14 protein-coding genes are annotated in these 12,740 nt (G+C 67.4%); 7 read left to right on the top strand and 7 right to left on the bottom strand.

Annotated features, from left to right (window positions below):
- Positions 1-30 precede the first annotated feature (30 nt).
- Positions 31-978, top strand: a complete 948-nt coding sequence (locus tag ACWGIC_RS10645; protein ID WP_452075654.1) for a nucleoside hydrolase — start codon at positions 31-33, stop codon at positions 976-978.
- 764 nt (positions 979-1,742) lie between these two features.
- Positions 1,743-2,837, top strand: coding sequence for a C40 family peptidase (locus ACWGIC_RS10640; protein WP_452075722.1), 1,095 nt, complete (start codon positions 1,743-1,745; stop codon positions 2,835-2,837).
- A gap of 95 nt (positions 2,838-2,932) precedes the next feature.
- Here ACWGIC_RS10640 and ACWGIC_RS10635 read toward each other — a convergent pair whose 3' ends face one another.
- Both ACWGIC_RS10635 and ACWGIC_RS10630 read right to left on the bottom strand, forming a co-directional pair.
- Complete coding sequence (locus ACWGIC_RS10635) at positions 2,933-5,119, bottom strand: tetratricopeptide repeat protein (protein WP_452075653.1); 2,187 nt, start codon at positions 5,117-5,119, stop codon at positions 2,933-2,935.
- A gap of 95 nt (positions 5,120-5,214) precedes the next feature.
- On the bottom strand, positions 5,215-6,189 hold the full coding sequence (locus ACWGIC_RS10630) for an SDR family NAD(P)-dependent oxidoreductase (protein ID WP_452075652.1): 975 nt from the start codon (positions 6,187-6,189) through the stop codon (positions 5,215-5,217).
- Positions 6,190-6,232: 43 nt separating this feature from the next.
- Here ACWGIC_RS10630 and ACWGIC_RS10625 point away from each other — a divergent pair, with 43 nt between their 5' ends.
- Positions 6,233-6,757, top strand: coding sequence for a TetR/AcrR family transcriptional regulator (locus ACWGIC_RS10625; protein ID WP_452075651.1), 525 nt, complete (start codon positions 6,233-6,235; stop codon positions 6,755-6,757).
- A gap of 3 nt (positions 6,758-6,760) precedes the next feature.
- On the opposite strand, the gene ACWGIC_RS10620 is transcribed toward ACWGIC_RS10625, so the two are convergent.
- On the bottom strand, positions 6,761-7,369 hold the full coding sequence (locus ACWGIC_RS10620; protein WP_452075650.1) for a TetR/AcrR family transcriptional regulator: 609 nt from the start codon (positions 7,367-7,369) through the stop codon (positions 6,761-6,763).
- A gap of 91 nt (positions 7,370-7,460) precedes the next feature.
- Between ACWGIC_RS10620 and ACWGIC_RS10615 the strand changes: the two genes are divergently transcribed.
- From ACWGIC_RS10615 to ACWGIC_RS10605, 3 genes are all read left to right on the top strand, one after another.
- Positions 7,461-8,204: an SDR family oxidoreductase gene (locus tag ACWGIC_RS10615; protein WP_452075649.1), complete on the top strand. Its 744-nt coding sequence runs from the start codon at positions 7,461-7,463 to the stop codon at positions 8,202-8,204.
- A 102-nt stretch (positions 8,205-8,306) separates the two neighbouring features.
- The gene (locus tag ACWGIC_RS10610) at positions 8,307-8,933 is read left to right on the top strand and encodes a TetR/AcrR family transcriptional regulator (RefSeq protein WP_452075648.1); all 627 of its coding nucleotides are present in this window, start codon (positions 8,307-8,309) and stop codon (positions 8,931-8,933) included.
- A gap of 1 nt (position 8,934) precedes the next feature.
- Positions 8,935-9,840, top strand: coding sequence for a carboxymuconolactone decarboxylase family protein (locus ACWGIC_RS10605; RefSeq protein ID WP_452075647.1), 906 nt, complete (start codon positions 8,935-8,937; stop codon positions 9,838-9,840).
- Here ACWGIC_RS10605 and ACWGIC_RS10600 read toward each other — a convergent pair.
- Positions 9,824-10,234 carry a hypothetical protein gene (locus ACWGIC_RS10600; RefSeq protein ID WP_452075646.1) on the bottom strand — a complete coding sequence of 137 codons (411 nt, stop codon included), beginning with the start codon at positions 10,232-10,234 and terminating at the stop codon, positions 9,824-9,826. The genes ACWGIC_RS10605 and ACWGIC_RS10600 overlap by 17 nt on opposite strands.
- Positions 10,235-10,333: 99 nt before the next feature.
- Between ACWGIC_RS10600 and ACWGIC_RS10595 the strand changes: the two genes are divergently transcribed.
- A complete protein-coding gene (locus tag ACWGIC_RS10595) occupies positions 10,334-11,197 on the top strand; it encodes a 3-hydroxyacyl-CoA dehydrogenase family protein (RefSeq protein WP_452075645.1) in 864 nt (287 codons plus the stop codon).
- Between the two features lie 76 nt (positions 11,198-11,273).
- Here the strand turns inward: ACWGIC_RS10595 and ACWGIC_RS10590 are convergent, their stop codons facing one another.
- Genes ACWGIC_RS10590 through ACWGIC_RS10580 form a run of 3 tightly spaced genes read right to left on the bottom strand, consistent with a single transcriptional unit; the run spans position 11,274 to position 12,729 of the window.
- Complete coding sequence (locus ACWGIC_RS10590) at positions 11,274-11,768, bottom strand: SRPBCC family protein (RefSeq protein ID WP_452075644.1); 495 nt, start codon at positions 11,766-11,768, stop codon at positions 11,274-11,276.
- Positions 11,722-12,108 carry an ArsR/SmtB family transcription factor gene (locus tag ACWGIC_RS10585; protein WP_452075643.1) on the bottom strand — a complete coding sequence of 129 codons (387 nt, stop codon included), beginning with the start codon at positions 12,106-12,108 and terminating at the stop codon, positions 11,722-11,724. Before ACWGIC_RS10585 ends, ACWGIC_RS10590 begins: the two co-directional genes overlap by 47 nt.
- A 30-nt stretch (positions 12,109-12,138) precedes the next feature.
- Positions 12,139-12,729, bottom strand: a complete 591-nt coding sequence (locus ACWGIC_RS10580; protein ID WP_452075642.1) for a helix-turn-helix domain-containing protein — start codon at positions 12,727-12,729, stop codon at positions 12,139-12,141.
- Positions 12,730-12,740: the final 11 nt, after the last annotated feature.

Here is a 12,740-nt window from a genome sequence, read left to right as displayed (position 1 = left end):
CGACGGCCAGCCACAGGCAAGGGGAGCAGGATGGGGACCAAGCTGATCATCGACACCGACCCCGGCGTCGATGATGCTTTCGCGATCGCGTTGGCCGCGAGGTCGGCGGACGTCGAACTGCTGGGCGTGACGACAGTCTTCGGCAACGTGCCGCTGACCACGACCACCGCGAACGCGCGCCGGCTGCTGCAGCTGTGCGACCGCCCGGACGTGCCGGTCGCCGCAGGCGCCGCGCGGCCTCTCCTTCACCGTGAACCGCACCGGTCGAGCACCGTCCACGGGTTAGACGGGCTTTCCGGACACGCCGACTCGCTGCCCGACGCCACCCGCCCGCTCGAGGACTCCGACGCGGTCAGCCTGATGGTCTCGCTGCTCGAAGCCTCGGACGAACCGGTGACCATCGCGCCGATCGGTCCGCTCACGAACATCGCCGCCCTGCTCGCCGCCCACCCCGGGGTGCGCTCGAAGATCGCGCGAATCGTCCTGATGGGCGGTGCGATCACGCGCGGCAACTCGACCGCGGTCTCCGAATTCAACATCTGGGCCGACCCGGACGCGGCGCGGCGCGTGCTCGCGGAGGATGACGTCCCGTGCGTGATGGTCCCCCTCGATCTCACTCACCGGTGCGCGGTCGACAGTGCATGGTTGGCGAAACTCGCGGCGTCCGGACCGATCGGGCAGGCGCTGGAATCGTTCACGCCGGACTACCTCGCGCACTACCGCCAAGTGCTCGGGTACGACGGGATCGTCATGCATGACGCGGTGGCCGTCGCCGAGGCGATCCGCCCGGGCATCCTGCGCACGGAGACGTATCCGGTCGACATCGATTCGGGTCCTGGCCCGACCCGCGGCATGACGATCGTCGACCGGCGGGCGGTTCCGATCGAATCGACCGGGCGGCCGGTCGAGGTGGCGGTCGACACTGAGCTGGACGTGCTGCGCGAGTTCGTGTTGTCGAGACTCGCCGGGGGCCGGTGATGGCGGGGGCCGGGAGATCGCCGCTGGATGGCGAATCGCAGGTCACGTCTGGTGCGGTGGAGGGTGTCGGCGGGGGTGGGCCTGGGGGTTCGGGTTCGTCGCCGGTGAGTGGCGAATCGGGTGGCTCGGGTGGTTCGTCCTTGGGTGGGGCGTCGCCGGTGAGTGGCGAATCCGGCGGCTCGGGTGATTCGTCGGCCGGTGAAACGTCGCCGGTGGGGGGCGAAAATCCTGGGCTGACCAGTGTGTCGCCGCTGAGTGGCGAAAACTCTGGGGTGGGTGGTGAGTCGGCGCTGAGTGGGGACGCGCCCGAGTTGGGCAGCGCATCGCCGGTGGGTGGCGAGGTTCCTGGACCCTCTGCCGTTTCGCCGCTGAACGGCGAGACGTCCGGCTCGACCGTCGCTTCGCCGTTGAATGGCGAAATGGCTGAGCTGGGTGCGGCCTCGCCGCTGAGTGGCGACGCACCTGAGTCGGGCAGCGTTTCGCCGCGGAGCGACGATGCGCCCGAGCCGACCAGCGTCTCGCCAATTAACGGCGACACCTCCGAGCCGACCAGGGTTTCGCCACTCAATGGCGACGAGCCAGAGTCGACCAGCGCGTCGCCACTCAACGGCGACGCGCTCGAGCCGACCAGCACGTCGCCACTCAACGGCGAATCGTCGTCGGCCAGTGTGTCGCCACTGAATGGCGACGGGTCCCAGTCGTCGGGTGGAGAAGGGGGCGCGCGTCCGGCGAGGGAGGGTTTTCTCCAGCGGAATCGACGGGCCGTGGTGGCGTTGGCAGCCGTGGTGGTGGTCGTTGCGGCGTTGGTCGTCGCGGTGCGGGTCTTGCCGGGTGGGGGTGCCAGTGATGCGAATTCCGGGAACGTTGCGGCGACATCGTCGCTAGCCCCGGTGCCCTCGAAGACGGTTTCTTCTGCGCCGACGTCGGTGGTTCCGGCTCAGCCTGGGGTGCCGAAGGCTGGGGAGTTCGGGGCGTGGGCGTCGCGGACCAGTCAGTGGCTCGACATTCCGTTGCGGGCGATGAACGGGTACGCGCAGGCGACTGTCACGCTCAGCAAGGAACAGCCTGACTGTCACCTGTCTTGGATCACTCTCGCTGCGATCGGGAAGATCGCCAGCGATCACGGGCGGGCGCAGGGTAACCGAGTCGGGGAAAACGGGACTCTCGCGAAACCCCTTGGCACGGTGGAGGTTCTCGACTTCTACCACCGGACCGTCTCGACGCCGGGGGCGGCGGGGCCGTTGCAGCTCTCCCCCGCGGTGTGGAGCAAGTGGCAGCGCAGTGCGTCCGGCGGGAAGCCGGACATTCAAAACATCGACGACGCGGCGCTCACGGCCGGGCGAGCGCTCTGTGCGAATGGCCGCGATTTGGCGACGGACTGGTGGAACGGGGTCGCCACGCTGGAGCCGGCACCGGTCGTCCTGCATCGGACGCTTGCGACGACCAACGTCTACGGCACGGTGGGCCAGAGCGATAAGCCGCCCAACCCGGCTGTGCTCACTGCGGTTGACTTCGCGATCGACCAGATCGGGTTGCCGTACGTCTGGGGCGGCAACGGCACTCGCGACGCCGACCCCGGTTTCGACTGTTCCGGTCTGACGACCGCGGCTTACGCGAGCGCTGACGTCAAGCTGATGCGGACGGCGGACACGCAGTTCCGCAGCGTTGCCCATGTGAGCGAACCCCAGTTGGGCGATTTGATCTTCTACGGTGCGCCCACTGCGAAGATCCATCACGTGGGGCTTTACATCGGGAACCAGCAGATGATTGACGCGCCGCAGACTGGGCAGGCGGTGCAGGTCCATCCGTATCGGAAGCCGGGCGACGACTACGCGGGGGCGGGGCGGCCGACTGCCTGACCTGCGGGGTGACGCCGCCGCGGAAAGGCCAAAGTTCTCGGATGGAGTTCGCGCTGGCGGTGGTTTCGCCGTCCAGGGGCGAAAACGGGAGCGTGTCAGGTTGGCCAGTCGGTGATGCCTAGTTGTTCCAGCAAAGCTGTGCCAGCGACGAACGCTTGAGCCGCGAGGGAACCATCACCGTCGGCTAGGCGGCGATACTCGCGGAGGGCCGCGCGGTGGTCGCCAAGGTGGCGGTAGCTGTCGGCGAGCAGGTAGCTGGCCTGGTCGCGGGCGTCGCTTTGGGGGTCGAGCAGTTCGGCGGCCCGCTGGCTTGCGTCGACGGCGTCCTCGTATCGGCCGGCGGCGTGGTTGGCTTGGGCCAGCTGGTGCCATTGTTCGGCGGTGTCCTCGCCGCGCAAGGCGGCTTGACCGATGGCCTCGGTGAAGTCGTCGACGGAGTGCGCGGGGTCGTGCAGCGAGCAAGCGCGTAGGTAGCGCAATCGCCCGATCAGGCGGGCCATGCCGACGGGCGGGGCGGCTAGAATGTTCTCAACGACCTCCAAGTAGCCATCGTGGTGCGTGAGTTGTTCCAATGCTTCCAAGGCTTTTTCCGGCACGCGGGCGGCGATGAGGGCATCCAGTGCAGCGGTCGCGGTGGCGAGCGCGGGGCGTAGCGTCGTGTCGAGAATCAAAAGTGTGCCTAGGGCCAGATGGTCTGACGCGGCCCCGGCGTGTCGTTGGCCGCGCGTCAGTGCGTCTAGTGCGTCGGCGTGTGCGCCTTGGCTGGCGAAGAGGTAGGCAAGCCAGTATTCGCCCCAGGCGCAAGAGGTGTCGTCACCGGAGCGGCGCAGTTGTTCGACGGCGGCCACGGCGCTCGCGACAGCTTCGTCGGGGCGGCCGGTGTAGGCCGTCCACAGGCTGAGCCAGCATTCGGCGAGGAGGGCGCGCGGCTGATCGCCATGCTGGTAGTAGATGTCGATGGCATAGCGCAGCGCTGGTTCGGTTTCCTCGCTTTGGAAGAATTTCGCGCGCAACTCGACCAGTCGCGCGTCGAGGTACGGCGGGAGGTCGTCGGACACGACGGTCAGGCAGGCTCGCGCTTCGTCTGCCTCGCAGCGCAGGTCGTGCCATTCCGCGCGGGTGAGCAGGTCTTCGTCGGAGAGTCCGGACGGCGGCAGCAAATTCAGCGGCGGGCGGCTGGTCGGTTCGAGGGGCAGGAAGCCGGTGATCGGCTCGGCGGCGAGGCGGGTGCGGATCCGTTCGCTTTGGAAAGCGTTGCCGTTGCGGCGATCGAACTGTTCTGCCAGATCCAGCGCGAGCCGGCGCATTCGGCGGGCGAGTGCTCGCAACGGGAGCGTGTTCGGGTCGTCCGGCCCTAGATCGAGCACGGTGTCTCCGCGGCCGGCGCGGACCAGCGCGCTGGCCAGCACCGCGGCGGAGGCAGCGAATTCCATGGTGGCGAACGGCCGTTTCCGAGCCTCGAAACCTTCCATCACGGCCAGCCAGTCGATGCCTGCGAGCGCGTTGCCGGTCAGGCCGCAAAATTCGATGACGCGGCCCAGGTGTTCCAGCGAATAGAACTCGCCGGACATGCCGCGGCGGATGCGGCGGAAGGTCAGCGCCGCCAGTTCCCACTCGCCTGCGCTGGCCAGCGGCAGCAGCATCAGGCAGCGGGCGAGCACGATCGGTTCGTCCGACGACACGGGATCGTCCAGCATCGCGGCCGCGATCTTCCGTGCCTGCACGGTTTCCCCTTGGCACAGGTAGTGGTCGATCGTGGCTACGTCGAGCCATCGGTCGTCGACGTCGGTCGGGGCGGTGGCGACCCAGCGCAGATGGGCTTCGCTGGCAGCCGTCCAGTCGCCGAGGTGCGCGGCGACCCCGCGCTGCGCCGAGTAGACCTCGTGCCACGGCAGGCCGGCGGCGGTGTACCGGCGTTCCACTCCCTTCAGCGCGGCACGGATTTCCGCGAGTCTGAGGTCGGGGAAATCGACCATGCATTCGACCACCCAGGCGTACCAGCCCAGCAGTTCGGCCTCGTCGTCCCGGTCGAACTGCCACCTGCGCTGGTCATACGCGTCGAGACATTCGTAGAACAGGCTGCGCATCCGGTCCCATCGCCCGTCCAGCCGGTGAGCGTCGGCGAGCATTCGCCGGGACCGGAACGCGGCCCGCGGTTCTCGCAGCCGGTCGGCCGTGCGTACCGCGTCGGCTAGCAGCGCGGTCCGCTCCGTGCCGTGTTCCATCGCGTCCGCTACTCGCAACGACAACCACAGATCCGCGACCCCGTCTGTCGTGTCCACGGCGGCAACCTAGCGGAAACTGGCCGGGCAATTCAGGGAGGTCGCCTTGTGGCAACAAATAACCTGCTTTGCGCTGACCGTGTTGGATAGCCCGGTCAGCGTTGCCGGACCAGGTCGAGGGACAGCTCCCACAGTCGCCGTGCGGCCAGCCCGTCGCGTGCCCAGCGTTTGACGGCGTGGCTGTTGCCCGCGAGTTCGACGTCGTCGGGCACTGTCGCGGCTTCGTTGCCATCGTCCAGGTAATGACCACCGGTATGGGCGAATTCTGGAGCGGTCGCGGCGACGAGAGCGGTGGCCGCGCCTTGTCCGACGGTCTTGTACGCGAAGACCCCGGCGGCTTCGAGCCGATCTAGGTGATCCTTCATGTCCTGGGTGAAATCCCGTTGCAGGCCAGTGGAAACTCCGCCGGGGTTGACCGCGTTGGCGACGATTCCGTCCGCTGCCCATCGGCGGGTCGCTTCCACGGTGAACAGCGAGTTGGCCGTTTTCGACTGCCCGTAAGCCAGTTGGGGGTCGTAGGCGCGCCGGGTAAAGTGGAGGTCATCAAAGAAAACGGGTGAGTACATGTGCGCGCCGGAGGTCACCGTGACGATCCGGGCCGCTCCTCGATGATTCGCCCCGGCGGCTAGGGCGTCGCGCAGGCCCAGTGCCAATGCGAAGTGGCCGAGGTGGTTGGTCGCGAACTGCAGTTCCCAGCCCTGCGGGGTGCGGCCCAGCGTCGGACGCATGACGCCGGCGTTGTTGATCAGCAGATGCAGCGAGCCGTCCCAGCTCTCGGCGAAGCGGGCGACGGTGGCGAGATCGGCGAGTTCGAGGTGCGCGACGCGGACGGCGCGGTTCCCGGTGGACGCGGTGATGTCGTCGGCGACGCTCTTGCCGTGGGCGGTGTTGCGCACGGCCAGGGTGACGTCGGCGCCGACAGAGGCGAGCGCGCGGGCTGTTTCGCGGCCGAGGCCGGACGTGGCACCGGTGACGACGGCGCGCATGCCAGCGAGGTTCAGGCCTGCGACAACGTCATCGGCGGTGCTGGCGGCGTCGAAGGCGGTGCGGATCAGGTTTTGTTGAGGCACCCTTCGAACTATACGAACTGAACCAAAGTTGTATAGTGCGTCTATGGGCAGCGATCGGCGTACGCAGGTACTGGAGTCGGCTTTGGAGGTGTTCGCGCGCTACGGCTACCGCAAGGCGTCCATGGACGACGTCGCGAAGGCCGCCGACATTTCCCGTCCCGGCCTGTACTTCTACTTTTCGTCCAAGCCGGAGCTGTTCCGCGCCACCGTTCAGCATTCGCTTGAGGGCAGTGTCGAGGCAGCTCGGCTCGCTCTCGCCGATGCGAGGCAACCGCTGCGCGAGCGGCTGATCGAGGCGTTCGACCACTGGGCAGGACGCTATGTCGGACCGCTGGCCGCGGAGATCGGTGTCCTGATCGACTCGAACCCTGACCTGCTCGGCACCATGCCGGCCGAATACCCGAAACAGTTCCGCGCCCTGGTCGTCGAGGCGATCGGCGGCCGCTCCCCTGCCGACGTCGCCGGCACGCTGATCAGCACTGCGATCGGCATCAAGCACGACGCGAAAACCCGTGACGAGTTCCGCGCTCGCATGGCCATCGCGGTGGACCTTTACTGCAACCGCTGAGACTCAGGCAGGCCAGTTCCGCAAGGCCGTGTCGGCGACTTCCTGCAGCTCTTCACGACTTGCCCCGCTGGCCGCTTCGACGGCGATTCCGAACGCGACCGTCATGACGTAGCGAGCCAGCCCTGCCGCGTCGGCGTCTGGCGGCAAATCGTGCTCGTCCACGGCTCGCTGGAATCGCTCCTCAAGAGCTCGACGCGCGGCATTGCGCCACTCGACCAGCAAGTCGCGTGCGGGATGGCCGAATTCACCCGCCGCCAACGAGCCTTGGACGCCCAGGCAGCCCGGCGGACAGCCGGGATCGGTCGTCGCCCGGACGGCACCGTTGAGTATCGCGGCGGCCACCTTGGCGGCAGTCGGCTCCGCCCACGCCCGCGGACCGTAGGAGGCGGGGCCCTCGTCGTAGAGCGCCAAAGCCTTGCGGAACAACTGCTCTTTATTGCCGAAAGCCGCGTACATGCTGGTTTTCGTGATGCCCATGGCTCCGGTCAGGTCGGCCAGGCTGGCCCCTTCGTAGCCCTGCTCCCAGAACACCAGCATGGCGCGCCGCAGCGCCTCGTCGGCGTCGAATCCGCGCGGCCTGCCGAGAGGCGACGCCTTGTCCTGACCGGTCATCTCGCGAGGGTACCTCTTCGGTACCGATCGGTCCAGAAGTGCTACCGTCGCGTTTAGTACCGATCGGTACCGAAATATTCGGAGGTCAGCAATGGGACAGCTCGAAGGCAAGACAGCGGTCGTCACCGGCGGCAGCAGCGGGATCGGCCTCGCTGCCGCGGAGCGGCTCGCCGCCGAGGGCGCGCACGTCTTCATCACCGGCCGGAATCAGGACGCGCTGGACGTCGCCGCGAAGACCATCGGCTCGGCCACCGCGGTGCCGGGCGACATCGCCAACCTCGCCGACCTGGATCGGCTCTACGACACGGTTCGCGCCCGAGGCAAGGGGCTCGACATCGTTTTCGCCAACGCGGCAGCGGGATCCTTCGCGACGCTGGAGGAGACCACCGAAGAACACTTCGACCAGGTCTTCGCCACCAACGTTCGCGGCACGCTCTTCACCGTGCAGAAAGCGTTGCCACTGCTCAACAAGGGCGCGTCGGTGATCCTGAACTCGTCGGTCCGCGCGGACGACGGCGTCGCGTCTTTCGGGACGTATTCGGCGTCGAAGGCCGCCATCCGCTCCTACGCCCGGACTTGGGCCAACGAACTGAAGAACCGCGGCATCCGGGTCAACGTGGTTTCGCCCGGCACCATCGACACGCCGGTGCTCGAGAAGGCGGTCGGCGCGGACCAGGTCGACGAAGCGCGGGCGAGTTTCGCAGCAAGGGTGCCGCTCGGCCGGATGGGGACGCCGCGCGAGGTCGCCGACGCGGTGTTGTTCCTCGCGTCGGAGCAGAGCAGCTTTATCCTCGGCGCGAACCTCTACGTCGACGGGGGCGAAAAGCAGTTCTGACCAGCGTCGGAGCGAGGACGACGGGGTCCTTGCACCGTTAATCCCTAGCGTGGCGGCTATACACAGGTATAGCCTGCTGTTCATGCGTATAGCGGTGGCGGCGTGACCGACCCTGACGACCTGACCGCACGCGCGCGGATTCGCGACGCGGCGATGCGGCACTTCGGCGAGCACGGGTTCGAGCGCGCCACGATCCGAGGCATTGCCATGGAAGCCGGGGTGTCCTTGGGATTGGTGCGGCACCATTTCGGCTCCAAACAGGCGCTCCGCGAGGCGTGTGACGCCCACCTGACGAAGCTCCTGCGCCAACTCGACGACCAGGTGCCGGAAAATCCGGCTGCCAGCACAGCCGCGAATCCTGTTGCAGCGGCGCGAATGGCGGTCGGCCCGTATCGGGACTACCTCGTCCGGGCCCTGGTCGAGGGCGGAGTCGCGCCGTTGTTCGACGAGATGGTCGAACTCGGCGCGCGCCGGCTTGTCGCCGCTGATCGGCAACGGCCGGATCCGCCGACGGTCGACCCCAAGGTCCGCGCCGCGATCGGCACCGCGATGGCGTTGTCGATCACCGTGCTGCATCAGCACATTTCCCGCGCGGCCGGAGTCGACATCCTCAGCCCAGCGGGCGACAACCTCCTGGCCCGCGCGCTGATCGACATCCACTCCCATCCGCTGCTCACCCTCGACGAAGCGCAGGCGGCGCTCGATCGGCTGCCCGCGGAAGGAAACTGACATGCCGCACGCGACGATTCCCCGCATCCCGCCGCTCGAACTCGGCGAAATGGATCCCGAACACCAGAAGCTGGCGAAACTTGGCGCGGACACCGTGATCCAGGTACTCGCCCGCGCGCCGGAAGTGCTGCAGGCGTCCGGCGCGTTGGGCGCTTACCTGTTGAGCCAAGGGAAACTGCATCCGCGGATCCGCGAGCTGGCGATCCTCCGCGTCGCGCTCCGGTGTGACGCGCCGTACGAATGGGCCAATCACGCGCCCGCCGCGCTCGGCGGCGGCGCAACCGAAGCGGAGATCACGGCTCTCTCCGACCCGGATGCCAGCTGGCCGCCCGAGGACGACGCAGTGCTGCGCGCCGTCGATGAACTGTGCGCGAATGTCTTTGTGTCCGACGAAACCTGGTCGGCTCTCGCCGCGACCCGCGAGCACGCCGAGATCATCGAGATCCTGTTCCTCGTCGGCTATTACCGGATGATGGCGGGGTTCCTGAATTCGGCGGGCGTCCCGGTCAAACCCGGGCAACCGGCGCTCGGCGAACTTCCGGCGGCGGTCGCCCGCCCGGACCGGACTACCGGGCCCGCCAGCGGGAAAACCGGTCCGGACGGCGCCTGGAAGATCACGTTCATCCATCCCGCCGGAAGCAAAGACCTGCTCCTCGACCTCGCGACCGACGGCACCGCGGTGTCCGGTTCCATTTTCGACACTCAGCTGAAAATCACGGTCCCCATCGTGTCGGGAACATCCGACGGCCGGAAGGTCGCCTTCACCGCGGTAGTGACTGATCCGGTCCGCTTCGAGGTGAGCGTGACCGGCACGGTCGACGGGGACGCGTTCACCGGCTCCGTCACGATCTCCGGCGGCGGCACCTTTCCGCTGTCCGGCGTACGGGAGGTCAGTCCCAGTAATTGAACAGGGCTTCGCCGACCGTCGCCGGTTTCCAGTACGAGATGTCGGATCGAGTGAGATGCGGCCAGTCTTCGGCGACGAAGGGACGTTCGAGTTCTGCTGGCGTGAGCACCCGAAACTGCTCTGTTTCGGCTAGCACCGCAGCCAGTTCCGGCTCGTCGACGAACTCCAGCGGCCCCGATTCCCGCAGTGGCGCGAAGTCGAGCGAACGAGGCCGGACGATCGTGAGCACCGGGGCGTCGTTGGCGGCGACGACCGAGATCGTGCGGTCGTGATATTCGATGACGGCCTGCCAGAAGTTCGGCGTCACTACCGGGACGCGGAAGTCGGTCAAGGTTCCGCCGGTTCGCCGGGCGAAGTCGTAACAGAGACGGCGAACCTCGCGAACATCGGCCACTGCCGCATTCTACGCAGCCGTCCCCCAGCAGTGGACGCGGAATTGCGGCGGGTGCGGACGGGTGGTCTTCTAGGCTCAAGATCGAAAGGTGAGCCCGCCATGCCGTATGCGTACACATTCGACCAGATCCGCGACCGGCCGGTCACCGTGTTCGGTGCCGGGACGCTGGGCAGGCGCATCGCGTTGATGTTCGCCTCGCGCGGCGGGACTGTGCGGATCAGCGACCCGAACGCCGAGCAGGTCGCGGAGGCGGCGGAGTACGTGGCGAAAACGTTGCCCGTCTTGCTCGAAAAACGCGGCAGCGGCGAGGTCGGCCGGGTTGAGGACGCGGCGTCGATCGAGGACGCGCTGCGCGACGCGTGGCTGGTCGTGGAGGCGGTGCCGGAGCGGCTGGACATCAAAATCCCGCTGTGGGGGCAAATCGACGAAGCCGCACCCGCCGACACCATCTTCGCCACGAACTCTTCGTCGTATCCGTCGCGGATGATGGCGGAGAAAGTGCGCAACAAATCGCGGCTGTGCAACATCCACTTCTACATGCCGCCGACGGCGAACGCGGTCGACCTCATGTCGGACGGCGAGACCGGCCGTACCGTGCTCGACACTCTGCTCGGGGTGCTGCCGGAGTTCGGCATTCATCCGTTCGAGGCGCGGAAGGAAAGCGTCGGCTTCATTTTCAACCGCGTGTGGGCGGCGATCAAACGGGAATCGCTGGCCGTGGTCGCGGAGGGGGTGGCCCGGCCGGAGGACGTGGACGGCATGTTCAAGATCAACTGGCATCTGCCGTACGGGCCGTTCCAGATGATGGACCAGGTCGGCCTCGACGTGGTGCTGGACATCGAAAACCATTACGCCGACGAGAATCCGCACCTGCCCGCCGGGCCGCGGGACCTGCTGCGCACGTACGTCGAGGCGGGCAAACTCGGGATCAAAACCGGCGAGGGGTTCTACTCGTACGGCTGAATCACGGCAACCCGTCGTCTTCCCCCGCCGAGGCGGCGGAAGACGACGGAAGACGACGGGCCAAAACCAGACCAGCTCAATCCAGCGAAGCCGCGACTTCCTCCAGCGCGTCCATCGACTCCTGCATGCCGACCTCCATGCCGGATTCCAGAATGGTGTCGCGGAGTTCCTTGGTGTGCGTTTCGATCACCATGGTCACCGTCGTACGGCCGCCCGATTCGGCGAAGGTCACGGTGACAACCGGGGCTTCCACGTCCAAGGCGCCCGGGGTTTCGTAGACCTCCGTGTGGACCAGACGCTCATTAGGCGTTATTTCCCGATACTCGCCATGGAAGGCGACCTCGTAACTGCCGTTCGCGATCATCACGTAGCGCCATTGGCCGCCGACTCGCAGGTCGATGTCCACGGACGTCACGGTGCCCCGTTTGCCCGCCCACCAGCGTTTCACCAGCTCCGGAGTGGTCCAGGCGCGGTAGACCCGGTCGCGCGGGGCGGCGAAATCCCGGGTGATCAGGATCTGGTCGTCAGCGGGCAGCGTCACCTTCGCCGTGCCGGTCGTCGTGTCGGTCATGGTTTTCCTCCTCGGTCTCGCCCATTTCTTCCAGCACGGCGTCCAGCGATTCGAACCGTTCCTCCCAAGAACGTTCGTAGCGGCGCACCCAATCATGAATCGGTTTGAGGGCGCGGCCGTTCAGCCGGTAAAGGCGTTGCCTGCCTTCGTCTCGCACCTCGACCGCGCCGACCTCGCGCAGCACCCGCAGATGTTTCGACACCTGCGGCTGCCCCAAGCCCAGCACGCGGACGAGGTCGTTCACCGGACGTTCGCCGCCGGCGAGGACGTCCAGGATTTCCCGGCGCCGCGGTTCGGCGACGGCGTTGAAGACGTCCGCAGTGGTCGCTGCCCGTGCCATGCGCCAATCATATTCCGATATGGGTATGCGTCAAGAGGAGGGGCGGGCACGCACGTGGAACCGCTCTCCCTGCGGGCCGAAAAGGGCCAGGATCTCGCAGACCTCGGTTCCGGCGTTGCCGAACCAGTGCGGCACGTGCGTGTCGAATTCGGCGACCTCGCCCGGCCGGAGGATCACGTCGTGGTCGCCGAGCATCAGGCGCAGCTGCCCGGACAGGACGTACATCCACTCGTACCCCTCGTGGACCCGCTGATCGGGAGGTTCGGCGGACCGCTCCGGCGGCAGGATCATCTTGTAGGCGCGCAGGCCGCCCGGACGCCGGGTGAGCGGCAGGTAGGTCCGCCCCTGCCGGACAAACGGTTTCGGGTGCAGGCGCGGATCGCCCGCCGGGGGCGCGCCGACCAGTTCGTCCAGCGGGACCTGGTAGGCGCGCGCCAGGGCGAGCAGCAGCTCCAGGGTCGGTTTGCGCTGGCCGGATTCGAGCCGCGACAGCGTGCTCACCGAGATCCCGGTCGTCTCCGAGAGCCCGGTCAGCGTCGCGTTGCGCTGCTTGCGCAGGGCGCGCAGCCTCGGGCCGACCGCGTGCAGGACGTCGCCGAGGCCCTCGTCGTCTTCGCTCATGCCGTTCAATT

The sequence above is a fragment of the Amycolatopsis sp. NPDC054798 genome, assembly GCF_053611505.1.
The sequence above is the reverse complement of the archived record's forward strand: the minus strand, read 5'-3'. Positions and strand labels throughout refer to the sequence as shown.

Bases quoted from the DNA above. Each gene is read 5' to 3' on its own strand.
- ACWGIC_RS10645 (WP_452075654.1), top strand. From the start codon at position 31: ATGGGGACCAAGCTGATCATCGACACCGACCCCGGCGTCGATGATGCT.
- ACWGIC_RS10625 (WP_452075651.1), top strand. From the start codon at position 6,233: ATGGGCAGCGATCGGCGTACGCAGGTACTGGAGTCGGCTTTGGAGGTG.
- ACWGIC_RS10620 (WP_452075650.1), bottom strand. From the start codon at position 7,369: ATGACCGGTCAGGACAAGGCGTCGCCTCTCGGCAGGCCGCGCGGATTC.
- ACWGIC_RS10615 (WP_452075649.1), top strand. From the start codon at position 7,461: ATGGGACAGCTCGAAGGCAAGACAGCGGTCGTCACCGGCGGCAGCAGC.
- ACWGIC_RS10605 (WP_452075647.1), top strand. From the start codon at position 8,935: ATGCCGCACGCGACGATTCCCCGCATCCCGCCGCTCGAACTCGGCGAA.
- ACWGIC_RS10595 (WP_452075645.1), top strand. From the start codon at position 10,334: ATGCCGTATGCGTACACATTCGACCAGATCCGCGACCGGCCGGTCACC.
- ACWGIC_RS10590 (WP_452075644.1), bottom strand. From the start codon at position 11,768: ATGACCGACACGACGACCGGCACGGCGAAGGTGACGCTGCCCGCTGAC.
- ACWGIC_RS10585 (WP_452075643.1), bottom strand. From the start codon at position 12,108: ATGGCACGGGCAGCGACCACTGCGGACGTCTTCAACGCCGTCGCCGAA.
- ACWGIC_RS10580 (WP_452075642.1), bottom strand. From the start codon at position 12,729: ATGAGCGAAGACGACGAGGGCCTCGGCGACGTCCTGCACGCGGTCGGC.